This is a genomic window from Serratia sp. AR11, from assembly GCF_056376275.1.
In genome coordinates, this window is sequence record NZ_CM150739.1 from 2,289,311 (window position 1) to 2,311,506 (window position 22,196).

Sequence of the window (22,196 nt, forward strand, 5' to 3'; positions counted from 1 at the left end):
TGTTTGAGTGCTGAGTGAGTTTTATCATTGCCAAACTCAATCTGATTTTAATTATCTAAACAAGGAGTGTTCATGAGTAATTGTAAATGCGATAATCTGCGTACGCGACTGAAAGGGAATTACACCTCCGTTAATGATACTGTTTCTGCGGTAGCAGAAAAAGCGATGGAGGCTTATTGCCAAGGAACATTTAGCGTTGGTGGTATGATGTTGGATAGTGAAGGGAATTTATTGAACACCATGCATAATAATGTGGTGATGAACAATAAAACGAATGATCCTACTGCACATGGTGAGCGCCAACTTGTTGATTGGTACTATGACCAAATCGCTAAAGGTGTACCAATGCCGCCGCCAAATGAGATTACTATTGTTACGTCATTAGATCCTTGTTGTATGTGTTCAGGTTCTATTTTAACCAGTGGGTTTAAAGTGGTTTCTGCGTCGTTCGATACCTTTTCTGGCATTAATTATAATACTCAGGCCGATTTTCCTTCATTGGATCCAAAATTGCGACCTATCGCTCAGGAAACTTTCAGTTATCCAGAAGTTGTAGGGACGACCTGTTTTGCCCGTCCAGCCAGTTCAGCAGCGGTACCTGCGTTTTTTACTCAACAAACAATAGCTCAGAATGCTCAGGCACTGTGTACATCGGTATTTAATGCTACCTTGACACAAGTGCAGAATACGGTGAATAACGATTTACCACCGGAGCAGTTACTTAATCCACAATCGTTGGCGGAAAATGACCTTATTATTGAAAAACTGAAAAGTGTTTATCGGGATGCATTGACATATGTTGCTCCTGCGAGAGGGAAGCCTGACTTGGGTCTGGCAAGCCATTTAATTCGAGCTTTACTGATTGATTATGATCAGGGTGGGGATGGGAATGCGGTAGCTTTCCTGGATTATTTTGGTAATTTATTGCTTTGTTTGCCTGGTAATCAGACAGCATCAGCGATCCAAACGGCATTTATGTCGACAACACGCAGCTACGCAAAATTACGTTATGAACTGCGTGAAGATCCTGACGTTGGGGAGAGAGCCTTAAAATATTTGTGTCATCCCAAATACGGCACCTTTGTATTTGCGCGTGGACCAAATAGTTCATCGAAAAGCTTGATTGATTTTGGCGCTTATGGATCCACTATGGAAGAAAAATTGCCTGCGGTGAACCCACTCTCATTCCAATACGTCGTTGCTAGTATGACTCAAGCAGACTTGACCCAATATTGCCAAGGGCTTCCTCCATTATACAGTGAAGCGATTGGCGTGTACCCGACTCAGGTGAAGGATCAGTTGTTGATTGATGAAGTTATGTCTTTTTTACCTGAAAATAAATAGCTCAATTATTCTGGCGCAGCGCGGGATGCGCCAGAGTTTTTCATCTTAAGCTTCAAAGGGATGGCGGATAAAACTCCACTAACGACAATGGATAACGCTCCGGCTGCTGGTAACAACGAATGCTTTCGGCGACCAGCGGGGAACGAAGATTTGCAGCCTGCAGAATCTCTTCGGCGCTCAGCCACAGGCAGCGGTCGATATCGCTGTCGTGCGGCTCGGTCGGCAGTTGTTGTTCCAGCTCGATGACAAAGCAAAAGCGCAGAAACGGCGTGTTGTCCGGGGCGATCCACTGGTGCAGCCTGAGGAACGACTGCGGCGTGGCGCGGATGCCAGTTTCTTCCCACAGCTCGCGTTCGGCGGCCTGTACCAGCGTTTCGTCGGCTTCAAGATGACCGGCCGGCTGGTTCCATAGTGACTTGCTGTTAATGGTCTCCTCGACGATTAAAAACTTGCCGGCAGCGTGAACCACGCAGGCAACGGTAACGTGCGGTTTAAACATAACGGCCCCTTAAAGCGACGGATTGATGGGCGGATTAAAGCGAATCAAGGCATTTCCATTCACCGGGTTGCAGTTCTCCCAATGAAATATTACCCATACTGTAGCGAATCAGTCGCAGGGTAGGGAAGCCGATATGTGCAGTCATGCGACGTACCTGGCGGTTTCGTCCTTCATACAGGGTGATTTTCAGCCAGGCGGTGGGAATCGACTTGCGCTCGCGGATCGGCGGATTGCGCGGCCATAGCCACTGCGGTTCGGCCACCAACTCCACACCGGCCGGCAGCGTCGGGCCGTCTTTGAGCGTGACCCCGTTACGTAAAGAGACTAAATCGTTGTCCTGCGGCGCTCCTTCTACCTGCACGTAATACACTTTGCCAGTGCGCTTGCCTGGCTGGGTAAGCTGCGCCTGCAGCTTGCCGTCATTGGTTAATACCAATAATCCTTCGCTGTCGCGATCCAGACGTCCGGCGGCGTAAACATCAGGAAACGGAATGAATTCTTTCAGCGTGGTGCGGCCGGCCTCATCGGTAAATTGCGGCAGGACATCGAAGGGTTTATTGAATAACACCACGCGACGCGGCCCCTGTGCGACAGCGGGTTTGGCGGAAGCAGGCTGGCTGAATCGTTTAACTTTGTGATTTCTAACAGGGAATTTTTTCATAACAGTTGAGATTACGGATGATAGGCGCATTATAACCGAATCCGTTTCGGATTGGCGCGGACAGAAAATTCCAGTAGTATCTACACGCATCTTACAAAGCATTAACAAAAATTGCGCTTGAAGGAGAGGTTGATGGAAAGCAAAGTAGTTGTTCCGGCAGAAGGTAAAAAGATTACGGTCGATGCCCAGGGTAAACTGGTTGTTCCGAATAACCCGATCATTCCGTTTATCGAAGGCGACGGCATTGGCGTCGACGTTACCCCTGCTATGATTCACGTGGTTGATGCAGCAGTAAAAAAAGCCTACCACGGCGAACGTAAAATCTCCTGGATGGAAATCTACACCGGTGAAAAATCCACTCACGTTTACGGGAAAGACGTGTGGCTGCCGGAAGAAACCCTGGATCTGATCCGTGACTACCGCGTTGCCATTAAAGGCCCGCTGACTACCCCAGTCGGTGGCGGTATTCGCTCCCTGAACGTGGCCCTGCGCCAACAGCTGGATCTGTACGTGTGTCTGCGTCCGGTGCGTTACTACCAGGGCACTCCAAGCCCGGTTAAACAGCCAGAGCTGACCGACATGGTGATCTTCCGCGAAAACGCCGAAGACATCTATGCGGGTATCGAATGGAAAGCCGGTTCTGCCGAAGCAGACAAAGTGATCAAGTTCCTGCGCGACGAAATGGGCGTGAAGAAAATCCGCTTCCCAGAGCAATGCGGTATCGGCGTGAAGCCATGCTCTGAAGAAGGGACCAAACGTCTGGTTCGTGCAGCGATCGAATACGCAATCACCAACGACCGTGACTCTGTGACCCTGGTTCACAAAGGCAACATCATGAAGTTCACCGAAGGTGCCTTCAAGGATTGGGGCTACGAACTGGCGCGTGAAGAGTTTGGTGGCGAACTGATCGACGGCGGCCCATGGCTGAAAATCAAGAACCCGAACACCGGTAAAGAGATCGTGGTTAAAGACGTGATCGCCGACGCCTTCCTGCAGCAAATCCTGCTGCGTCCGGCTGAATACGACGTCATTGCCTGTATGAACCTGAACGGTGACTACATCTCCGACGCCCTGGCCGCACAGGTTGGCGGTATCGGTATCGCACCGGGAGCCAATATCGGTTCCGATTGCGCACTGTTCGAAGCGACCCACGGCACCGCACCTAAGTATGCCGGTCAGGATAAAGTGAACCCAGGTTCCATCATCCTGTCTGCAGAAATGATGCTGCGTCACATGGGCTGGTTCGAAGCGGCTGACCTGATTGTTAAAGGCACTGAAGGCGCAATCGCTGCCAAGACCGTGACCTATGACTTCGAACGCCTGATGGAAGGTGCTAAACTGCTGAAATGTTCAGAGTTTGGTGACGCTATCGTTAAACACATGTAATGGTGTTTTGCGTTTGAATAAGAACGGGAGCCTGATGGTTCCCGTTTTTTATTGTTCTTTCCAGTGACTATTCTAATAGAAGGGAATCATGAATAGAGTTCATTTAGGGTTTAAAAAAAACCTGCCGACATTAATGCTTATTGTCATCTCACTATGGCTGACAGGCTGTACCAAGACGAACGCTGTGGCTAAAGCTGGGCCGTCTGCGGAAGGGGTCGATGATCTTTTTGCTCCTCTTGACAGCAAAGCAACTCCCGCTGCAGGGGATGAGGTCAGCCACTATGCCGGGCAGGTACGCGCCGCGATTCAAAGTCATTTTTATGATGCCAACGCCTATGCCGGCAAGCAATGTACTATCAGAATGAAGTTTGCCCCGGATGGGATGCTTTTGGCTGTCCGCTCTGAAAGTGGTGATCCTGCGCTTTGCCGGGCTGCTATAAAGGCAATCGTAAATACCCGTTTCCCCAAGCCGCCGTCACAAGCGGTTTACGGTGCTTTTAAAGATTCCGTACTGGAATTTCGCCCCTTAGCGGCTGAATGACATAACTATCGTTAAACGTCTGTAATTGTGTTTAATCATTTGAACAACAACGGGAGCCGTAGGGCTCCCGTTGTTTACTGCCGTTTTACAGATACCCCGACAGGGGCAAGGTTTCAATCCGCCTTGGTGGCATCAGGGTGATTCTTGCCTTCCTCGATAAAGTCCTCATCAATCTCATCGGTGGTTTCGGCACTGTCGCGACCGGAAAGAATATTCCAGCAGGCGATGAACAGGGCGGCGATCAACGGGCCGATGACGAAACCATTGATACCGTAAATCTCCATACCGCCCAGGGTTGAAATCAGGATCAGGTAATCCGGCATCTTGGTGTCTTTACCCACCAGCAGCGGGCGAAGGATGTTGTCGACCAAGCCGATGATCACCACGAAGAAGCCCACCAGGAATAGGCCTTTCCACAACATACCGGTGGCGAAGAAATAGATGGCAGCGGGTACCCAGATAATGGCGGAGCCCACTGCGGGGATGATGGACAGGAACGCCATCAATGCAGCCCACAGCAGGCTGCCTTCGATACCGGTGATGTAAAACGCCAGGCCGCCGAGTGCACCTTGCACTGCGGCAACCACAACCGTGCCTTTTACCGTCGCGCGGGAAACCGCGGCGAATTTCACAAACAGATGATGTTTAACGTGCTCGGATAACGGCAGCGCCTGTAGCGTCAGGTTAACCAGATAAGGGCCGTCCTTCAGCAGGAAGAACAGCAGATAGAGCATTACGCCAAAACCCACGGCAAAGTTGAAGGTGCCTTTACCGATCAGGAACACGCTACCGGCAAGATATTGCCCACCTTGCAGCGCCACCTGTGAAAGTTTCTTTTGTATTTCTGCCGCATTGTCGAGGTTATGCTCGGTAAGGAAATGGCGTGCCCAGCCAGGCAGCACCCGCAGGGTATCGGCCAGAACTACCGGGAATTGCGCGTTATTACCCTGTAATTTGGTGTAGACCACGTTAAGCTCAATCGCCAATGAAGACGCAATAATCGCCAGGGGAGTAAATACGATCAGACAGATCACTGCGACCGTCAAAAGCGACACCAGGCCGTTTCGTTCGCCCAAATACTGCTTAAGTTTTTGTTTCACCGGGTGGAAAATCACCGCCAGGATGATCGCCCACAGAACGGACGAATAATAGGGACCCAATACGTCCAGAAAAGCAGCGGTAACTATGAAAAGGATCAGAATAAAGAATCCCTTTGAAATACCCTTAGACATCATACCCGTCCCTCTGATGATAGATTTCTCCGCCAATGCCGGTATTGAATGGCATTGACACTTCTTGAAGATTAAACCCTATCATCACAAACGCGTAACAGGTAGTGGATTTTATAGATGAACGATTAATGAAACTTATTAGTCATCATCTATTCAGTGGGGGTATTTGAGTGGGAGATGCGGGCTTGTTACAACACAATCCCCCAGCCTGACTAATCCGTCACCCTTTGCGGATTAACGTCGGATTAATAACAGACCAGGGGCGTTGGGGGCTATCGCTGGCCCGAGTTTCGTTCTTTGTTGCGCAGGGTCGTGACACTTTCACCGCCTACGCCCCAGTTATCGGTAGCGACTTCGTCAATCACTACAGAGGTGGCGTATCGTGGCTTGTTCAGCACGCGTTCCAGTAACTCGGTGACGCCTTCAATCAATTGGCGCTTCTGCTCGGCGGTGACGCCTTCATCGGTGACTTTAATATTGACATAGGGCATGTGCAGGTTCTCCTTAATTACCAGACGCCGGCGGTAGTGCCGCCGTCTACGGCAACGATGGTGCCGGTGACAAAGCTTGAGTCAGTCAGGTACAGCACCGCATCGACAATATCCTGCGGCTGACCGATGCGTTGGGTCGGGGCCATCTGTTTCATAAACGCCAGGCTTTGTTCATCCGGGTTGCTCATGGTCAGTGGAGTGGCAATGATGCCGGGAGCAACGGCGTTGACCATCACATTATGCGGTGCCAGTTCCAGTGCCAGCCCGCGGGTGGCCTGGTTCAGCCCGCCCTTGACCATAATCGGCAGCAGGGCCGGGACTTTGCTGATGGGCTGCATGGCGATGGCGGCAGTGATGGTGACGATGTGGCCAGCGCCATTGGGCACCATGTGACGGGCAGCGGCCTGCGAGGGATAGAAGAAACCTTTCAGATTGGTCGCCAGCATCGCGTCGACATCTTCCTCCGAATACTCTGCCACCGGTTTGGACATGAAGATCCCCGCGTTATTGATCAGAATATCGACCTGACCAAAGTTTTCTTCTGCCTGTTCGAACAGGCGGGTCGCGGTTTCCGGCAGGGCGATATCACCGGGAACCAGCAGCAGGTTCGCAGGATTACCGAGTTGGTTGGCCGCTGCCTGCAAACGTTCCAGTGAGCGTGCGTTGCCCACGACATTGTAGCCACGCGCCAGGTAAGCCCGCGCAATAGCGAAGCCCAATCCGCTGGATGCGCCGGTAACAATTACTGTTTTTACTCTGTCCATTATCCGTTCTCTGCATAGTCATTATTTGCGTGGCTGAAACGATAATGCTTATGGATAAAGAGAAAAATGGGGTCAGAGTCATTTGATTTTATACATGGTGTAATGAGTCACGACGGGCTGGCTAGATTTTGGGTTTGGCTACCGGCGCCAACGCCAGCGGGCTTCCCAGTACCGCAGCGGCCAACACCAGAACGGATTTCGAGCCTTATTGCTGAGCGTATTACGCTATTAACGCGTCCGATCACACAAAAACGGCAGCCTGATTTCTTTGGGCGGCTGGGACATGATAGTTTTTATCAAAATCATGAGGGAGACGATTATGGCAGGCAAGAAAACCACCCTGGCCGCCATTGCCAGAGAGGCACATGTTGGTATCGCTACTGTTGATCGGGTAATAAACCAGCGCGCAACAGTACGGCCGGAAACGGCACGCAGGGTCATTGCGGCGGCGCACAAATTAGGCTTCGCACTAGAGAAATCGCATCAACTGTTTGAGGCGGTGTGCCAACCAGCCGCACGGATTAAAATGGGCTTTATCCTGCTGCGCAAGGAACATTCGTTCTACGCACAATTGGCGGATAGCCTGCTGGAACAGGCCGCACCCTATTACGACGCTGAGCACCCGCCACAGTTCATGTTTCATGATATCAGTGCGGTCAGCGACACCGCTGCCGCCATCACACAGTTAAGCCAAAGTGTGGATGTGATCGGCGTGCTGGCGCTGGATAACCCGATGATCCGTTTTGCGGTGGAAGAGGCTAGCAGGCAGGGGGTAAAGGTATTCACGTTGCTGTCTGATTTATCGGTACACAGCCGTGCCGGTTATATCGGCTGGGATAACCAGCAGGCAGGTCGTACCGCCGGCTGGGCGGTGGAGCGCTTGTGCCATCGGCAGGGCGATGTCGGGGTCATTATCGGCGATAACCGTTTTCTGTGTCAGGAAACCTGCGAAATCAGCTTTCGATCTTACCTGCGCGAACACCTGAGTGGTCAGCGGGTGCTTGAGCCGGTACGCAGTCATGAACAGGCCGAAAGCGCAAGACAAGTCACTCAAACCTTGCTGGAGCAGCATCCCAATCTGGTGGCTCTGTATGCACCCTGCGGGGGTGTGGAAGGGATTATCGCTGCGCTGCGGGAAAGCGGCAGGCAGCATCAGGTGATGCTGATTGGTCATGGCCCGGTTGCAGGCGGCGAAATGGCGCTGATCGACGGCACTCTGGATCTGATGCTCAGGCATCGTATTGCCGAGTTTGCGGCGTCAGTCATCAGCACTTTTGTCGCCGCCACCGGTGGCGGCTCCTCCGGTTTTAGTCACACCATTAACCGCTTTGATCTGATCACCAAAGAAAACCTCTGATAGTCGGCTCCCTCTGGCGGAGCCGTTTTTCATTATAAATATCCCAATCTCCCGGGCGCTTCGGCCTGTCTGGTTTTGATAAAAAACCATCATTTAAGCTATCAAAATTAACGCGATCGCCATCAAAGAATGAAATTTTCATCATTGCTGGTTTCGAAACGTTTATTTAATACTGAGGTCACTTCGACTTCGACCCGGAATAAAAATGATGAGTTTGCCGATTGCCAATGCGCCCTGTAGTTGGGGTGTGGATGACCCTAAAAACCCGCATCTTCCGCCTTACACCAAAGTGCTGCAGGAGGCGAACGCTGCCGGCTATCGCAGCATCGAGCTGGGGCCCTGGGGCTATCTTCCCACCGATGCCGATATCCTGAGCGCCGAATTACAGCGGCACGGACTGTCGCTGGTGGCAGGCACCATTTTCGACGATCTGGTCAGCGAACAAAATTTTAGCTATCTCCTTGAACTGACACATAACATTTGCCGAAATTTGTCACAGACTGCCAGGGCGCAGTCTATAAATGCCGGTAATTTCTCACCGCCATATCTGGTGATTATTGATTTCGGTAATCCTCAGCGAGCCAAATTTGCCGGGCAGTCGTTATTGGCACCGCGACTTACCCAGGCGGACTGGCAGCGGATGATCGGCCATATCATGACTCTTGGCAAAATTGCCTGGCAGGAATATGGCGTGCGGCCGGTAGTGCATCCGCATGCCGGTGGTTGTATCGAATTCGCCGATGAAATTGAGCAACTGGTCGAGCAAATTCCTCACCAAATCGCCGGGCTGTGCCTGGACACCGGCCATTTGTATTACTCAGGCATGGACCCGACCACCTGGATTGACCGCTATTTTGCGCGTATCGATTACCTGCACTTCAAGGATGTTAACCCGCAGGTATTCCACCAGGTGTTGGCGAGTGGGCTGGATTTCTTCACTGCCTGCGCGCAGGGAGTGATGTGTCCATTGGGCAAGGGGGCGATCGATTACCCGGCGGTGCGTGAATTATTAATGACGCGGGGTTATCAGGGTTGGATCACCATTGAGCAGGAGCGCGACCCCCGTCATGCGCAGGGCAGCCTGAGTGATGTAACAGAAAGCCTCAACTATTTACGAACCCTCGGTTTTTAATCAGGAGAAACGTGATGATCAACGGCATTAAACCTTTGGAACGATCCTTGCGCTGGGGGATGGTTGGCGGCGGCGGAACCAGTCAGATTGGTTATATTCATCGTTCTGCGGCACTGCGCGATGGCACTTTCTCCCTGTTGGCCGGGGCGTTTGATATTGACGCGCAGCGAGGGCGTCTTTTTGGACAGAGCCTGGGGATCGCAGCGGAGCGCTGTTATCCGGATTACGCTACGCTATTTCGTGAAGAGGCTGCCAGAGTGGATGGCATCGAGGCGGTTTCCATTGCCACCCCCAATAATACCCACTTTGCCATCTGCCAGGCGGCACTGGCCGCTGGCCTGCATGTCGTGTGCGAGAAACCACTGTGTTTCACCGTTGAAGAAGCGCAGTCGCTGGTCGAACTGAGCCAAAAACAGCATAAAATTATCGGGGTTACCTACGGCTACGCCGGACACCAGTTGATCCTTCAGGCCCGGCAGATGATCGCCGCCGGCCTGCTGGGTGAGATCCGCATTATCAACATGCAATTTGCGCACGGATTCCATGCGGCGGCGGTGGAGTTGGATAACCCCAGCACCCGCTGGCGGGTGGATCCCCGTTTTGTCGGCCCCAGCTACGTATTGGGTGATTTGGCGACCCATCCTTTGTTCCTGGCGGAAACCATGGTGCCGCAGCTAAAGGTCAAACGTCTGATGTGCAGCCGCCAGAGTTTTGTCAAAACGCGGGCACCGCTGGAGGACAATGCCTATGTGCTGATGGAGTATGACAATGGTGCCGTTGGCTCCCTGTGGTGCTCTGCGGTTAACAGTGGTTCGATGCACGGGCAGAAGGTTCGAATTGTCGGTGAGAAGGCCAGCCTGGAGTGGTGGGACGAGCAGCCGAACCAACTGCGATTTGAGGTGCAGGGCGAACCGGTACGCATTCTGGAACGCGGTATGCCCTATCTGGATCCTATAGCCCTGGCGGACGATCGGATTGGTGGTGGTCATTCGGAGGGGTTATTTGAAGCCTGGTCGAATCTGTACCGACGCTTTGCCCTGGCGATGGATGCTACCGATCGGCGGGATCGGGATTTTCTGGCCGATTTTTGGTACCCCGACGTTGCTGCTGGGACGATGGGGGTGCGTTGGGTCGAAAACTGTGTGCGCTCCGCCGATGCCGGTGCCAACTGGGTGGAGTTCCGTTAAGGCCCCGTATCGGGGCCTTGTAACAGGCATTAATCACCGGAATTGCAGATAGGCGACCTGTGTTTGCAGATAATCCTCCAATCCGTGGCGGCCATCGGCGCCGCCAATACCGGACTTACGCCAACCGGCATGGAAACCCTGCATCGCTTCAAAGCTTTCACGGTTGACGTAGGTTTCGCCGAACTTTAATTGTTTGATCGCCATCATCGCCACGTTCAGGTCACGGGTGAAAACAGACGAAGTGAGGCCATATTCGCTGTCGTTAGCCATAGCGATCGCCTGTTCAAAACTGTCGAAGCAACAGACCGGCAGCACCGGGCCGAAAATTTCCTGATGCATGATCTCCATCTCTTGCTGCACGTCGCAGAGCAGGGTGGGTGGGAAAAAGTACCCGCTGCGGGCCTCGCGCTTGCCGCCCATCACCAACGTTGCGCCCTGGCTGACCGCCCGCGTCACTTTATCTTCCACTCGTTGAACCGCCTCGGCGCTGATCAACGGCCCCATATCCAGCCCGGCTTGTTGGTCAGGGTTGCCAAAGGTGACCTGACGGAAAGCCTCGGTCAGCCTGGCAATAAACTGCGGATAAATCTCCCGCTGTACGTAAACGCGTTCGGTGCAGTTACACACCTGCCCACTGTTGATGATGCGTGAGCTGACGATGGCTTTGACCGCCAGGTCGAGATCGGCGTCGGCCATCACAATTGCCGGGGCCTTGCCGCCCAACTCCAGCGACACCTTGGTGACGTTGTCTGCCGCAGCGTGCAGCGTGGCGATACCGGCCCCGACGCTGCCGGTCAGGCTGACCATGCCCACCTTCGGGTTAGCCGCCAGTGCCTGACCCAGCTCCGGCCCGTAGCCGGTCACCAGGTTAAACACGCCCGGTGGCAGGCCAATCTGATCCGCGATTTCGGCAAACAGCAACGCATTGCCCGGCGTCAGCTCACTGGGTTTGATCACGATGGTATTGCCGGTCACCAACGCCGGGGCGGCCTTACGCGCAATCAGGAAGAACGGGAAGTTCCACGGCAGGATGCCAACTACCACGCCGATGGCTTTTTTGAACAGGAAGATGTTTTCATTTGGCCGGTCGCTTTGGATAATCTCCCCCTCATAGCGACGCGCCCACTCGGCCATATAGTCGAGGTAGTCGGCAGTAAACAGCACTTCCACCTTGGCCAATTCAGGTGTTTTACCGCCTTCGGTGACGATCAACTTCGTCAGCTCCGGCTCTCTGTAGCGTATGCCTTCGGCCAGTCGATGTAGCCACCGGCCACGTTCAACCGCAGGTAGCGCTTCCCAGCCTGGCTGTGCGGCTTCGGCAGCATCAATGGCCAGCCTGGCCTCGTCTGCACCCCCTTGCGGGATTTGCATGATCGCTTGCTCGGTGGCCGGGTTGATGACATCAATCCAGCGCCCAGTGTTGTGGGCAATAAATTCACCGTTTATATACATCCGTTTTTGGTTCTGGGTCATCGCAGGGCTCCACAGGAATATTATTAACGCCTTGTTATGGTAATGACCTTCCTGTGTTAAAAACCTTTGCCTCACTGCCAGCCTCGTCGTCAGAATGGCAGCCAGAGCAGGCTCCTCAGGCCAATGCCTGCCACCCGTGCAGCCTTGCAATGAATTTGTGATCCCGGTCAGTGATACCTCTGGTTTTTTGCCAGCTTCCGTCAGAACTGGCAGTCAGGCTAAGGTTGCGCGCCGGACAATATTCATAGACTCCTTCACGCCTGTTTTTTGTCCTCATCACAAGCAACGAAGGAATCAAAAACAATGAATAATGCTGTCATGTTGGGAATTCTGTGGCATCTGGTGGGCGCCGCCAGCGCCGCCTGTTTTTATGCCCCATTTAAAAAAGTGCGCCGCTGGTCATGGGAAACCATGTGGTCGATCGGTGGCCTGATGTCGTGGCTAATCCTGCCCTGGGCGGTGAGCTACGTGCTGCTGCCGGATTTCTGGCGCTATTACAGTTCTTTTGACCTGTCGACCCTGCTACCGGTGTTCCTGTTTGGTGCCATGTGGGGCATTGGTAACGTCAACTACGGCCTGACCATGCGCTATCTGGGCATGTCGATGGGAATTGGCATCGCCATTGGCATCACGCTGGTGGTGGGCACCCTGATGACCCCGCTGTTGCAGGGGCGCTTTGTGGCGTTGTTCAGTTCCGCCGGGGGGCAGTTGACGCTGCTTGGGGTGGCGATTGCCTTGCTCGGTGTGGTGATAGTTTCGTGGGCCGGGGTGCTGAAAGAACGGGCGATGGGCATTCGTGCTGAAGAGTTCAACCTGCGTAAAGGGCTGCTGTTGGCGGTGATGTGCGGCATCTTCTCCGCCGGTATGTCGTTTGCCATGGACGCCGCCAAACCGATGCATCAGGCCGCAGCGGATTTGGGGATCGATCCGCTGTATGTGGCGCTGCCGAGCTACGTGGTGATCATGGGGGGCGGGGCATTGGTTAACCTGGCCTACTGTTTTATCCGTCTGGCGGTCAAGACGGATCTGTCGGTCAAGGCCGATTTCTCGCTGGCCAAATCGCTGCTGGTGGCCAACGTACTGTTCTCGTTACTCGGCGGTACCATGTGGTATCTGCAATTCTTCTTCTATGCCTGGGGCCACGCCAACATTCCCGAGCAGTATGACTTTATCAGTTGGATGCTGCACATGAGCTTCTATGTGCTGTGCGGCGGTCTGGTCGGGCTGTTGCTCAGAGAGTGGAAAAATGCCGGCCGTCGCCCGGTCAGCGTATTGTGCATCGGCTGTTTGACGATCATTGTGGCTGCCAATGTTGTCGGTTTGGGCATGGCGGGGTGATCAGCGTTTTACCCCGGCGGCAGGGCGCTCGGCGTGTTTAAAGCGCTGGCGCCAGGCGCTGGGGGTGATGCCGGTTTCCCGAGTGAACACCACAGAAAAATAGTTGCTATCCTCAAAGCCACAGCGGGCGGCCACTTCACCGATCAGTTCATCACTGCCGCGCAGCAGGGACTTGGCCCGGCAGAGTTGCAACTGGCGCAGGTAGTGGCTGATGGTCATGCCGGTCTGCTGGCGAAACAGCTGCTTAAGGCTGCGTTCTGCCAGTTGATGGCGTTGGCAGAAAGCTTCCAGTTCAAAACGTGCGCCGCTGTCACTCTGAACGGCGGCCATCAGCAAATCCAGCTGTTCGCCTTCCGGCAGTTGGTCGTCCTGGCCGACGGCATAACGATGGCGACGCAGGATCAGCACCAGTTGCAGAAACAGCGCCTCGGTGAGCTGGATCGACAGCAGGTCGGTTTTACGGCTTTCGAGCGCCAACTGCTGGATCACACTGCGTGCCAGTGCCATACCCCGGGTGGTCAGACGCCAGTGAGATTGGTGCTGAGCGTTGTCCGGTGGCAGCAGTTCCGCCCAGCCGATCGCCAGTCGGAAACGTTCCGGACAGTAGAGTATATTGTCCAGCACCAGGTCGTTGACCGACTCATAGCTGTGGCAGTCAGGGGCGCGGATATAAAACATATCCCCGCAGGTCACCCGCCAGGGCTGATCGTTCAGGACATGCATGCCGTTGCCGCGCCAGACAATCACGATTTCACTGAACTCATGAATGTGCGGCGGAAATGTCGATTGGGGCGCACGATCGGCTACCGCCACCGGCATCAGTGCCGACGGCAGATAATCCTCTTTGGCCAACAGAAGGGGGCTTTTCACCATGGCACCTCAGGTTAAGAAATCGTTCTGCCGTAGAGTACGGGGGGAATAGCCGAACTCGCGTTTGAAAAGCGTGGAAAAGTGATTGCTGTCACCAAATCCGCATTGGTAGGCGATATCGGTGATGCGCGTTTCATCCTGCCGCAGCATTTGCCGTGCCTGCAACAGCCGCAGCCGGTTGAGGTAACGCTGCGGCGTGTTGCCGGTCTGCTTTTTCATCTGGCGATGCAGGGTGCGCAAGGGCAGAGAAAAACGATCGGCCAACTCATCCCATTTGATCTCATCACTGTAGTTTTCCGCCAGCCAGTCCAATAGCCGCCGCAGACGGCCTTCCTGATCGTCAATAGAGGCAGTGATACAGCCCTGTCGTAGCAGCACCAGCAATTGCATAAACAGCAACTCCTGCTGTGCCAAATGTTCCAGGCTGAAGGTCGCAGGGGTCTGCTCCAGCCGCTGAATAATGACTTGTACCTGTGTCAGTAGCTTATTGTTGATGCGCCAGTGCGGCTGCGATTGTTCATTGCCCGCCTGCGGCAGCAACTGTTCCAGTCCGGCAAGAAAACGGAAGGCGTTGGGGCCGCGGTACAGTACGTTGGTCAGATGGAGATTTTCGGTTTGCTCGTAAAGATGCCGATCGCAATCGCGGATAAAACATACGCAGCCGCTGCATAGCCTTTGTGGCCGGCCGTTCAGCACGTGGGTACCGGCGCCCTGTTCCACAATCACAATTTCGTGAAAATCATGATGATGTTCAGGAAAACTCGACTGCGGCTCCCGGGGTTCAATAGCGACCGGATAGGGGCTTGAAGCGAAAAAATCACTGCCGTGCAGGATAGCCATCTTTCGATCTCCGTTAACCAATTTGTAACAGATACTAAAGGAGGCGTCGGGTGGTTGCCTTTAATTTGCAACGCCAAAAGCCGTCAGGTGACGTTCATTTATCAAGAATGGCGCGGAAAAGTGCCAAAGTGCGTGCAGCGTCACAGGCGGTAAAAAAACAAAACGTGAGCTGTATCGCGTAAATCTTTGCCGTATTGCCAGCCCGTTCGCTGGGCTGGCAGTGGTGATAAGGTGCCGTTTATCTGGGGTTTTAGACTGATGCCATCGATTCATCAGGAAGCCACCCCATGACCACTCGTAACATTGTCTCCATCGATCTTGGTGCCTCCAGCGGCCGTGTGATGTTGGGGCGCTATCAATCCGACGACCGGACAATCAGCCTGCAGGAAATCACCCGCTTCAGTAATCATCTGGTGTCGTTCGACGGCCACGACTGTTGGGATATCGACGGGCTGGAGCACGCCATACGTCAGGGGTTGCAGCAGTTGGACCAGCAGGGCATCACGCCGGACAGCATAGGTATCGATACCTGGGGCGTGGATTATCTGCTGCTCGATAGCGAAGGGCGGCGCGTCGGGTTACCGGTCGCTTACCGCGACGCTCGCACTCACGGGCTGATGCAACAGGCGCAGCACGAAATGGGGGCGCAATGGCTGTATCAGCGCACCGGTATCCAGTTTTTGCCTTTTAATACCCTTTACCAATTGCGTGCCTTCAGCCGGCGCCACCCTGAATTGCTGGCAAGCGTCGCCCATGCCTTGTTGATCCCGGATTACCTGCATTACCGGCTTACCGGGCAATTGAACTGGGAATACACCAACGCCACCACCAGCCAATTGCTGAATATTCACAGTGGAGACTGGGATCCGGCGTTGCTGGCCTGGGCCGGTGCCAAAGCGGCCTGGTTCGGTCGTCCGACCCTGCCGGGCAACACCCTCGGGCATTGGCGAATGGCCAATGGGGCGCAAGTGCCGGTCATTGCGGTGGCCACTCATGACACCGCCAGCGCCGTGCTGGCAACGCCGTTACGGGGTAAACACGCCGCCTATCTCAGCTCCGGGACCTGGTCGTTGATGGGTTTTGAGAGTCAGCATCCCTACACCGGTGCGGCAGCGCTGGCGGCCAATGTGACCAACGAGGGCGGCGCGGAAGGGCGGTATCGGGTGTTGAAAAACATCATGGGCCTGTGGTTGCTGCAACGGGTGTGCGAGGAACTGAATATCACCGACCTGTGCCAACTGGTCGAACAGGCAGCGGCGCAGCCGGGTTGCCGTACTTTGATCAATCCCAACCATCCGCGTTTTATCAACCCGACATCGATGGTGCAAGAGATCCGGCAGGCCTGTGTGGAGCAGGGAATGCCGACACCGCAAACGCCTCCGGCGCTGGCGCGCTGTATTTTCGACAGCCTGGCGATGCTGTACCGACTGGTGCTGGGCGAGTTGCAGGCTCTGCGCGGGCATCCTTTCAGCCATCTGCATATCGTCGGTGGTGGTAGCCAGAACCCGTTGCTCAACCAGCTTTGTGCCGACGCCTGCGGCATCCCGTTGTCGACCGGGCCCGTCGAAGCTTCGACGCTGGGCAACCTCGGCAGCCAACTGATCGCGCTGGGTGAGGTGGCGGATGTCGCCGCTTTCCGGCAATTGGTGGCCGACAACTTCCCGCAACAGACTTTTTCACCGCAGCCGTTCGAGGCCTTTACGGCCAACTGGCAGCGGTTCCAGATGCTTATTCCCGCGACCAAGGAGCTTTGCTTATGACCCGACTTATTGAACAGGCGTATGAGTTCGCCAAAATGCGTTTTGAGGATCTCGGCATCGACGTCGAGCAGGCGCTGGCGCAATTGGATCGTATTCCGATCTCAATGCACTGCTGGCAGGGTGATGACGTGCGCGGCTTTGAAAATCCGCAGGGGGCGCTGACCGGCGGTATTCAGGCCACCGGCAATTATCCGGGCCGGGCAACCAATGCCAACCAGTTGCGCGCCGATCTGCAGCGGGCCATGTCGCTGATCCCGGGGCCAAAGCGGGTGAACCTGCATGCAATCTATCTGGAAAGCGAGGTGCCGGTGGAACGTAACGCCATTGAACCGGCGCACTTTAGCCATTGGGTGGAATGGGCCAAGACGCAGGGACTGGGGCTGGATTTTAACCCGAGTTGTTTTTCACACCCCCTGAGCAGCGACGGCTTCACCCTGGCCCATGCTGATCCGGCGATTCGGCGCTTTTGGATCGAACATTGTCAGGCCAGCCGCCGGATTTCGGCCTATTTCGGCGAACAGCTTGGCACGCCGTCGGTGATGAATGTCTGGGTGCCGGATGGCATGAAAGACCTCACTGTCGATCGTATGGCTCCGCGCCAACGCCTGCTAAGCGCGCTGGATGAGGTTTTCAGCCAACCGCTGGATCCCCGCCACCATATCGACGCGGTGGAAAGCAAACTGTTCGGCATTGGTGCAGAGAGCTACACCGTCGGTTCCAACGAGTTCTATCTGGGCTATGCCACCAGCCGCCAGGTAGCGCTGACGCTGGATGCCGGACATTTCCATCCGACCGAGGTGATTTCCGACAAAATTTCCACCGCCATGCTGTTCGTGCCGCGTTTGTTGCTGCACGTCAGCCGTCCGGTGCGCTGGGACAGCGACCACGTAGTGCTGCTGGATGACGAAACCCAGGCCATCGCCCACGAAATTGTGCGTCACGGCCTGTTTGACAAGGTGCATATCGGCCTCGATTTCTTTGATGCTTCTATCAACCGCATCGCTGCCTGGGTGATCGGCACGCGCAATGCCCGTAAGGCACTGCTGCGCGCGTTGTTGGAGCCGGTGGAATTACTGCGTCGGCTGGAAAATGACGGCGACTACACCGCGCGGCTGACAATGCTGGAAGAGCAGAAATCGCTGCCGTGGCAGGCGGTTTGGGAGATGTACTGCCTGCGCCATGAGGTGCCCGCCGGTGCCGGTTGGCTCGGCGAAGTTCGTCAATACGAAAAACAAATTCTCAATCAACGTTAAGGGCGCCGTATGCAACAACTTCTTTCTTCATGGTTTGTTCAGGGCATGGTGAAAGCCACCGCGGATATGTGGCTGAAGGGCTGGGACGAACGTAACGGCGGCAACGTCAGCCTGCGCCTGCTGGACGAAGAGGTACAGCCGTTCGCGGCGGATTTTTATCCGCAACCACGCCGCGTCGAACTGAGCCAACCGGCGGTTGAACTGGCTAACTGTTGGTTTCTGGTGACCGGCTCCGGCAAGTTTTTCCGCAATGTGCAGCTCGATCCGGCCGATAGCCTGGTATTGCTGCGCATTAGCGAGGATGGTCACGCCTACAGTATCCATTGGGGGCTGAGCAACGGCGGCTTGCCGACGTCGGAACTGGCATCGCACTTGCAGTCACACTGCGTGCGCAAAACCCTGACCGAGGGGCGTGACCGGGTGATTATGCACTGCCACGCCACCAACCTGATCGCCCTGAGCTACGTGCTGGAGCTGGATTCGGCGAGCTTCACCCGCATGCTGTGGGAAGGGAGTACCGAGTGCCTGGTGGTGTTCCCGGACGGCGTGGGCATTGTGCCCTGGATGGTGCCGGGTACCGACGGCATTGGTGAGCAAACCTCGCAGCAGATGGGGTCGCACTCGTTGGTACTGTGGCCGTTCCACGGTATTTTCGCCAGCGGACCCTGTTTGGACGAGGCCTTCGGCCTGATCGACACCGCAGAAAAATCGGCCCAGGTGTTGGTGAAGGTGTTGTCGATGAAAGGGATGAAGCAAACCATCAGTAAAACGCAGTTGATCGCGCTTGGCGAACGCTTTGAGGTTAAGCCCTGGGCGGCGGCGCTGAATGTGGTACGTGAGCTATGATCCGCAAGGCGTTTGTCATGCAGGTATACCCCGAGGCACATCAGGAATATCAGCGGCGCCATACGCCAGTCTGGCCGGAGCTGGCGCAGACCTTAAAGCAGCACGGCGCGCACCACTACAGTATTTTCCTTGATAGCGGTCGCAACCTGCTGTTTGCAGTGGTGGAGATTGAGTCAGAAGCGCGTTGGCAGGCCGTCGCGGCTACCGAGGTATGCCAACGCTGGTGGTTGTCGATGCGTGAATTGATGCCCAGCCATGCCGATAATAGCCCGGTGAGCGAGGCGTTAACCGAAGTGTTTTATCTGGAGTAGTGGGCAGGCGGGAGCATCCCGCCTGATTACCATTCAGGCGCTGGCGCCGTCAAACGGATGGATTTTCAACGAATCCAGCGCCAATTCCGGCACGCAGCGAAGATTGACGGCGCACATAGCCGCACCGTCCGGGCCTTTTCCGTAGGCAAAAGCCTCAGTACCGCAGGTCTGGCAGAACTGGTGCTGAATGATGTGTTTGTTAAAGGTATAACCGCGAAGTAGCCCTTCACCGCTGTTCAGCACAAAGCTGCCGATCGGGAAAAACGCCAGCAACATGCCTTTACGGCGGCAGATTGAACAGTTGCAACTTAGAGCCTCATGGGGCAGTTCGGCATTCACCGTAAAGGTGACGGCGCCGCAGTGACAGCTACCTTGAAATGACATAATCGACAACCTGCTGAAAACCTCAGTTCGCCCAATTATAGTTCACTTATTCACCATGTTGATTTGTTCATTGAATATATTACCGCAGAGAATATGGATTCTGTGGCTCGATCCATTAGAAATATCTTTAAATTCTGTTAAGTTGGCCACTAGCCTAATCACAAGGAGAGAACGATGTTAGAGCAATACTATCCGACCACGATGAGCTCCAAACCGATCACGGATGAGCAACATAAAAGACTGGTGGCGGTGCAAGCGGCGCTGGAGCTGATCAAGGCCACGCTGTCTGATACCAACGACGGCAACGGTGTGGATTTTCAGTTGAAGGCCGCTGAAAAGCACATTGGCCCGATGGCTGATGCGATCCAGGAAGCGCTGAAATAAATTCCGCCAGCGATAATTAACCGCCCAAGTGAACTGCACCCAAAAAGTTGGATACCAACTGAGTAAGGTGCAGTTTTTTTGTGTCATTCGGGCAGGTAAATTCGGATTTTTTATCTAGTGACGGCGCAGAAATGTTGGCAGAATTCCTTCAGGATTATTTTAGGGAACAGACGGAGGAGAGCATTGATGAAGGATGTGCATATCGCACTGTCGGGGGGCTGCGTGCGGTTGGCCTACCCGGGAGAAAACGTTCTGGATTTCACCGATACCTTGTCATTCGGACCGCTGTGTGCGCTGGATGATGATCAGGGACAGCAGGTGAGATCCTGCTGGTTTCGCGATCTGCACCAATCGGTTCACGCGCAGGAGTGGGACACTTCTTCACAGCGCCTGACGGCGATGGAAAGCCTGAAAATACAGCTAGCCGCCGTCACCGGTCAGGTGACTCTGTGGATTGGCGATAACCCCGATGAGCAACTGATGTTGCGCGCGCTGTTGCCGCTGATCGGTGAGCGGCAGGTCTTTGTGGTTAACGTCACCGAACACACCGGGCGGATGAGCACCAACTGGTGTCCGGCTGAAATGTTGGAGCCGCTGTGGATCCGTCGGCGTGAATTGACTCAAGAAGATAAAGCGGCGCTCATTGAAGACTGGCGGCGGTTGTTGGCGGACACTGCACCCGTGAGGATTTTTACCCAGGGAGAAGTGCAGGGGAAAGCGTTGGATTACTACGATCCGCTGCTGCTGGAACATTGCCCGAGCGAGTATACCCAGGGCTCCAGGGTGGTGGGAAACGCCATGGTGAATACTCCCTATTCGGTGGGCGACACCTTTTTGAATTTCCGGCTGTACGCGTTAATTGAACAGGGCGTGTTGCAGGCGCAGACTGGCGGGGTAAACATGAATCGCCTTCAGGTGCGGCAGGTTTAAGCCTCACTTTCCTCTCGCTGTGTTTTTTGTGCTGTGCAGCGGAAAAACCGGGCAAAACGTTTTTCACTGGCCAGCAGATCTGCTTATAATGCCTCACTGACTGTATAAATAAACAGGTGTGGTGTGATGACGCTGAAGTTGGATGGTGAAAAGATTGCTCGTAACCGGTTTACCGGCGAAAAAATTGAAAACGGCAGCTTTATCAACTGCGATTTTTCGGGCACCGACCTGACGGGGACCGAATTTATCGACTGTCAGTTTTATGACCGCGAGAGCCAGCAGGGCGGTAATTTCAGTCGTGCCTTATTGAAAGATGCCAGCTTCAAAAACTGTGACCTGTCGATGGCAGACTTCAGAAATGCCAGCGCGTTAGGTATCGAAATCCGTGAGTGCCGGGCACAGGGCGCAGACTTTCGCGGCACCAGCTTTATGAATATGATCACCCCACGCACCTGGTTTTGCAGCGCATACATCACCAAAAGCAACCTGAGCTACGCCAATTTTTCGAAAGTGGTACTGGAGAAGTGCGAGCTGTGGGAAAACCGCTGGAACAGTGCACAGATCCTGGGGGCGACTTTTAGCGGTTCGGATCTTTCCGGTGGCGAGTTTGCGTCGTTTGATTGGCGTGCCGCCAACTTTACCCATTGTGATTTGACCAACTCGGAATTGGGTGAGTTGGATCTGCGCAGCACCGATCTGCAGGGCGTGAAGCTGGACAGCTATCAGGTGTTTCAGATGATGGAGCGGCTGGGCATTGCGGTTATTGGCTAAGCGTGACTGGCGTTCCTGCTTTTGTCGCGCCTTTACAAGCCAGCGGAGGGTAAGGATTTAATCACTTTATCGGCATCTATCGGCATTTTCCGTACCGTCACCGGAATGGTGAAGCCGGGTTGCTTGGCAAAATGACGAGCATCGTCGTTTATCGATACCACAAATATCGCCAGGTTATCATTTGCTTGCATAACACCCTCCGGCTCCAACAACGCGAATAGCGGGGTGGGGTGAGAGCCAGACAACGAGCATGCGGACAGCCAAAAACCGCTATTACTGGTGTATTGACAGTGAGCTTTGTCGTTTGCAATCTGGGAGATTTGCTTTTCAAGCAATGCGTTAGCATTTTTCACAAAGCTTGGTGGGGTTGGCTGACACCCTGTCAGGCTTGCGATAAATGCTGCACTGGCCATTATTTTATTATAATTCATAACTATCCTGT

General features: G+C 54.4%; 24 protein-coding genes. 14 read left to right on the plus strand and 10 right to left on the minus strand.

Features of this window, described 5'->3' with window-relative positions:
- The first annotated feature begins 72 nt into the window (after positions 1-72).
- Entirely contained in the window at positions 73-1,344 is a 1,272-nt protein-coding gene (locus tag ACSOSI_RS10865) for a nucleoside deaminase (RefSeq protein ID WP_476707046.1), read from the plus strand.
- Between the two features lie 52 nt (positions 1,345-1,396).
- Here the strand turns inward: ACSOSI_RS10865 and ACSOSI_RS10870 are convergent, their stop codons facing one another.
- Together ACSOSI_RS10870 and rluE are read right to left on the minus strand one after the other, a co-directional pair.
- On the minus strand, positions 1,397-1,843 hold the full coding sequence (locus tag ACSOSI_RS10870; protein WP_476707047.1) for an NUDIX hydrolase: 447 nt from the start codon (positions 1,841-1,843) through the stop codon (positions 1,397-1,399).
- Positions 1,844-1,877: 34 nt separating this feature from the next.
- Positions 1,878-2,504 (minus strand): 23S rRNA pseudouridine(2457) synthase RluE, encoded by a 627-nt coding sequence (rluE, locus tag ACSOSI_RS10875; protein WP_261277008.1) that lies wholly within the window; start codon positions 2,502-2,504, stop codon positions 1,878-1,880.
- 132 nt (positions 2,505-2,636) lie between these two features.
- On the opposite strand from rluE, the gene icd reads away from it, so the two are divergent.
- Together icd and tolA are read left to right on the plus strand one after the other, a co-directional pair.
- On the plus strand, positions 2,637-3,890 hold the full coding sequence (gene icd, locus ACSOSI_RS10880) for an NADP-dependent isocitrate dehydrogenase (protein ID WP_112362581.1): 1,254 nt from the start codon (positions 2,637-2,639) through the stop codon (positions 3,888-3,890).
- Positions 3,891-3,978: 88 nt separating this feature from the next.
- Positions 3,979-4,431: a cell envelope integrity protein TolA gene (tolA, locus tag ACSOSI_RS10885; protein WP_476707048.1), complete on the plus strand. Its 453-nt coding sequence runs from the start codon at positions 3,979-3,981 to the stop codon at positions 4,429-4,431.
- A 113-nt stretch (positions 4,432-4,544) separates the two neighbouring features.
- Here tolA and ACSOSI_RS10890 read toward each other — a convergent pair whose 3' ends face one another.
- The 3 genes from ACSOSI_RS10890 to ACSOSI_RS10900 form a co-directional block, all read right to left on the minus strand.
- A complete protein-coding gene (locus ACSOSI_RS10890) occupies positions 4,545-5,666 on the minus strand; it encodes an AI-2E family transporter (protein ID WP_012006472.1) in 1,122 nt (373 codons plus the stop codon).
- A gap of 269 nt (positions 5,667-5,935) precedes the next feature.
- A complete protein-coding gene (locus ACSOSI_RS10895; protein WP_112363766.1) occupies positions 5,936-6,154 on the minus strand; it encodes a tautomerase family protein in 219 nt (72 codons plus the stop codon).
- A 17-nt stretch (positions 6,155-6,171) separates the two neighbouring features.
- Complete coding sequence (locus tag ACSOSI_RS10900; protein WP_476707049.1) at positions 6,172-6,918, minus strand: SDR family NAD(P)-dependent oxidoreductase; 747 nt, start codon at positions 6,916-6,918, stop codon at positions 6,172-6,174.
- 319 nt (positions 6,919-7,237) lie between these two features.
- Between ACSOSI_RS10900 and ACSOSI_RS10905 the strand changes: the two genes are divergently transcribed.
- The 3 genes from ACSOSI_RS10905 (at position 7,238) to ACSOSI_RS10915 (ending at position 10,594) form a co-directional block, all read left to right on the plus strand.
- Complete coding sequence (locus ACSOSI_RS10905; RefSeq protein ID WP_476707050.1) at positions 7,238-8,275, plus strand: LacI family DNA-binding transcriptional regulator; 1,038 nt, start codon at positions 7,238-7,240, stop codon at positions 8,273-8,275.
- A 208-nt stretch (positions 8,276-8,483) separates the two neighbouring features.
- Positions 8,484-9,407, plus strand: a complete 924-nt coding sequence (locus ACSOSI_RS10910; protein ID WP_476707266.1) for a TIM barrel protein — start codon at positions 8,484-8,486, stop codon at positions 9,405-9,407.
- Positions 9,408-9,421: 14 nt separating this feature from the next.
- Positions 9,422-10,594, plus strand: coding sequence for a Gfo/Idh/MocA family protein (locus ACSOSI_RS10915; protein WP_476707051.1), 1,173 nt, complete (start codon positions 9,422-9,424; stop codon positions 10,592-10,594).
- 33 nt (positions 10,595-10,627) lie between these two features.
- Here ACSOSI_RS10915 and aldA read toward each other — a convergent pair whose 3' ends face one another.
- On the minus strand, positions 10,628-12,067 hold the full coding sequence (gene aldA, locus ACSOSI_RS10920) for an aldehyde dehydrogenase (RefSeq protein ID WP_261129273.1): 1,440 nt from the start codon (positions 12,065-12,067) through the stop codon (positions 10,628-10,630).
- Between the two features lie 303 nt (positions 12,068-12,370).
- Between aldA and rhaT the strand changes: the two genes are divergently transcribed.
- On the plus strand, positions 12,371-13,405 hold the full coding sequence (gene rhaT, locus ACSOSI_RS10925; RefSeq protein ID WP_115184839.1) for an L-rhamnose/proton symporter RhaT: 1,035 nt from the start codon (positions 12,371-12,373) through the stop codon (positions 13,403-13,405).
- On the opposite strand, the gene rhaR is transcribed toward rhaT, so the two are convergent.
- Complete coding sequence (gene rhaR / locus ACSOSI_RS10930) at positions 13,406-14,278, minus strand: HTH-type transcriptional activator RhaR (protein WP_476707052.1); 873 nt, start codon at positions 14,276-14,278, stop codon at positions 13,406-13,408. It lies immediately after the preceding gene.
- A gap of 6 nt (positions 14,279-14,284) precedes the next feature.
- Positions 14,285-15,115 (minus strand): HTH-type transcriptional activator RhaS, encoded by an 831-nt coding sequence (rhaS, locus tag ACSOSI_RS10935; protein WP_112363760.1) that lies wholly within the window; start codon positions 15,113-15,115, stop codon positions 14,285-14,287.
- A 287-nt stretch (positions 15,116-15,402) separates the two neighbouring features.
- Here rhaS and rhaB point away from each other — a divergent pair, with 287 nt between their 5' ends.
- From rhaB to rhaM, 4 genes are read left to right on the plus strand one after another with little or no spacing between them, the layout of a single operon-like run.
- On the plus strand, positions 15,403-16,875 hold the full coding sequence (gene rhaB, locus ACSOSI_RS10940; RefSeq protein WP_476707053.1) for a rhamnulokinase: 1,473 nt from the start codon (positions 15,403-15,405) through the stop codon (positions 16,873-16,875).
- Positions 16,872-18,128, plus strand: coding sequence for an L-rhamnose isomerase (locus ACSOSI_RS10945; RefSeq protein ID WP_476707054.1), 1,257 nt, complete (start codon positions 16,872-16,874; stop codon positions 18,126-18,128). Before rhaB ends, ACSOSI_RS10945 begins: the two co-directional genes overlap by 4 nt.
- Before the next feature lie 9 nt (positions 18,129-18,137).
- Positions 18,138-18,974, plus strand: coding sequence for a rhamnulose-1-phosphate aldolase (gene rhaD / locus ACSOSI_RS10950; protein WP_115184834.1), 837 nt, complete (start codon positions 18,138-18,140; stop codon positions 18,972-18,974).
- A complete protein-coding gene (gene rhaM, locus ACSOSI_RS10955; RefSeq protein ID WP_112363756.1) occupies positions 18,971-19,285 on the plus strand; it encodes an L-rhamnose mutarotase in 315 nt (104 codons plus the stop codon). The genes rhaD and rhaM overlap by 4 nt, the downstream gene beginning before the upstream one ends.
- A 33-nt stretch (positions 19,286-19,318) precedes the next feature.
- Here the strand turns inward: rhaM and ACSOSI_RS10960 are convergent, their stop codons facing one another.
- Positions 19,319-19,669 carry a GFA family protein gene (locus ACSOSI_RS10960; RefSeq protein WP_112363755.1) on the minus strand — a complete coding sequence of 117 codons (351 nt, stop codon included), beginning with the start codon at positions 19,667-19,669 and terminating at the stop codon, positions 19,319-19,321.
- A 174-nt stretch (positions 19,670-19,843) separates the two neighbouring features.
- Between ACSOSI_RS10960 and ACSOSI_RS10965 the strand changes: the two genes are divergently transcribed.
- The 3 genes from ACSOSI_RS10965 to ACSOSI_RS10975 all read left to right on the plus strand — a co-directional run bounded on the left by ACSOSI_RS10965 (position 19,844) and on the right by ACSOSI_RS10975 (position 21,754).
- Positions 19,844-20,053 (plus strand): hypothetical protein, encoded by a 210-nt coding sequence (locus ACSOSI_RS10965; RefSeq protein ID WP_012006479.1) that lies wholly within the window; start codon positions 19,844-19,846, stop codon positions 20,051-20,053.
- A gap of 186 nt (positions 20,054-20,239) precedes the next feature.
- Positions 20,240-20,983 carry a DUF3658 domain-containing protein gene (locus ACSOSI_RS10970; RefSeq protein ID WP_476707055.1) on the plus strand — a complete coding sequence of 248 codons (744 nt, stop codon included), beginning with the start codon at positions 20,240-20,242 and terminating at the stop codon, positions 20,981-20,983.
- A gap of 126 nt (positions 20,984-21,109) precedes the next feature.
- On the plus strand, positions 21,110-21,754 hold the full coding sequence (locus ACSOSI_RS10975) for a Qnr family pentapeptide repeat protein (protein WP_012006481.1): 645 nt from the start codon (positions 21,110-21,112) through the stop codon (positions 21,752-21,754).
- Positions 21,755-21,786: 32 nt separating this feature from the next.
- Here ACSOSI_RS10975 and ACSOSI_RS10980 read toward each other — a convergent pair whose 3' ends face one another.
- Positions 21,787-22,185, minus strand: coding sequence for a hypothetical protein (locus ACSOSI_RS10980; protein ID WP_012006482.1), 399 nt, complete (start codon positions 22,183-22,185; stop codon positions 21,787-21,789).
- Positions 22,186-22,196 lie beyond the last annotated feature (11 nt).

What these genes read in the sequence shown, in the direction of transcription:
- rhaM (WP_112363756.1), top strand. Translation starts at nt 18,971, where the DNA reads ATGATCCGCAAGGCGTTTGTCATGCAGGTATACCCCGAGGCACATCAG.
- ACSOSI_RS10900 (WP_476707049.1), bottom strand. Translation starts at nt 6,918, where the DNA reads ATGGACAGAGTAAAAACAGTAATTGTTACCGGCGCATCCAGCGGATTG.
- ACSOSI_RS10945 (WP_476707054.1), top strand. Translation starts at nt 16,872, where the DNA reads ATGACCCGACTTATTGAACAGGCGTATGAGTTCGCCAAAATGCGTTTT.
- ACSOSI_RS10905 (WP_476707050.1), top strand. Translation starts at nt 7,238, where the DNA reads ATGGCAGGCAAGAAAACCACCCTGGCCGCCATTGCCAGAGAGGCACAT.
- ACSOSI_RS10960 (WP_112363755.1), bottom strand. Translation starts at nt 19,669, where the DNA reads ATGTCATTTCAAGGTAGCTGTCACTGCGGCGCCGTCACCTTTACGGTG.
- ACSOSI_RS10870 (WP_476707047.1), bottom strand. Translation starts at nt 1,843, where the DNA reads ATGTTTAAACCGCACGTTACCGTTGCCTGCGTGGTTCACGCTGCCGGC.
- ACSOSI_RS10890 (WP_012006472.1), bottom strand. Translation starts at nt 5,666, where the DNA reads ATGATGTCTAAGGGTATTTCAAAGGGATTCTTTATTCTGATCCTTTTC.
- ACSOSI_RS10865 (WP_476707046.1), top strand. Translation starts at nt 73, where the DNA reads ATGAGTAATTGTAAATGCGATAATCTGCGTACGCGACTGAAAGGGAAT.
- ACSOSI_RS10980 (WP_012006482.1), bottom strand. Translation starts at nt 22,185, where the DNA reads ATGAATTATAATAAAATAATGGCCAGTGCAGCATTTATCGCAAGCCTG.
- rhaD (WP_115184834.1), top strand. Translation starts at nt 18,138, where the DNA reads ATGCAACAACTTCTTTCTTCATGGTTTGTTCAGGGCATGGTGAAAGCC.
- icd (WP_112362581.1), top strand. Translation starts at nt 2,637, where the DNA reads ATGGAAAGCAAAGTAGTTGTTCCGGCAGAAGGTAAAAAGATTACGGTC.
- ACSOSI_RS10915 (WP_476707051.1), top strand. Translation starts at nt 9,422, where the DNA reads ATGATCAACGGCATTAAACCTTTGGAACGATCCTTGCGCTGGGGGATG.
- tolA (WP_476707048.1), top strand. Translation starts at nt 3,979, where the DNA reads ATGAATAGAGTTCATTTAGGGTTTAAAAAAAACCTGCCGACATTAATG.
- rhaB (WP_476707053.1), top strand. Translation starts at nt 15,403, where the DNA reads ATGACCACTCGTAACATTGTCTCCATCGATCTTGGTGCCTCCAGCGGC.
- rluE (WP_261277008.1), bottom strand. Translation starts at nt 2,504, where the DNA reads ATGAAAAAATTCCCTGTTAGAAATCACAAAGTTAAACGATTCAGCCAG.
- ACSOSI_RS10895 (WP_112363766.1), bottom strand. Translation starts at nt 6,154, where the DNA reads ATGCCCTATGTCAATATTAAAGTCACCGATGAAGGCGTCACCGCCGAG.
- rhaR (WP_476707052.1), bottom strand. Translation starts at nt 14,278, where the DNA reads ATGGTGAAAAGCCCCCTTCTGTTGGCCAAAGAGGATTATCTGCCGTCG.
- ACSOSI_RS10970 (WP_476707055.1), top strand. Translation starts at nt 20,240, where the DNA reads ATGAAGGATGTGCATATCGCACTGTCGGGGGGCTGCGTGCGGTTGGCC.
- ACSOSI_RS10975 (WP_012006481.1), top strand. Translation starts at nt 21,110, where the DNA reads ATGACGCTGAAGTTGGATGGTGAAAAGATTGCTCGTAACCGGTTTACC.
- rhaT (WP_115184839.1), top strand. Translation starts at nt 12,371, where the DNA reads ATGAATAATGCTGTCATGTTGGGAATTCTGTGGCATCTGGTGGGCGCC.
- aldA (WP_261129273.1), bottom strand. Translation starts at nt 12,067, where the DNA reads ATGACCCAGAACCAAAAACGGATGTATATAAACGGTGAATTTATTGCC.
- ACSOSI_RS10965 (WP_012006479.1), top strand. Translation starts at nt 19,844, where the DNA reads ATGTTAGAGCAATACTATCCGACCACGATGAGCTCCAAACCGATCACG.
- rhaS (WP_112363760.1), bottom strand. Translation starts at nt 15,115, where the DNA reads ATGGCTATCCTGCACGGCAGTGATTTTTTCGCTTCAAGCCCCTATCCG.
- ACSOSI_RS10910 (WP_476707266.1), top strand. Translation starts at nt 8,484, where the DNA reads ATGAGTTTGCCGATTGCCAATGCGCCCTGTAGTTGGGGTGTGGATGAC.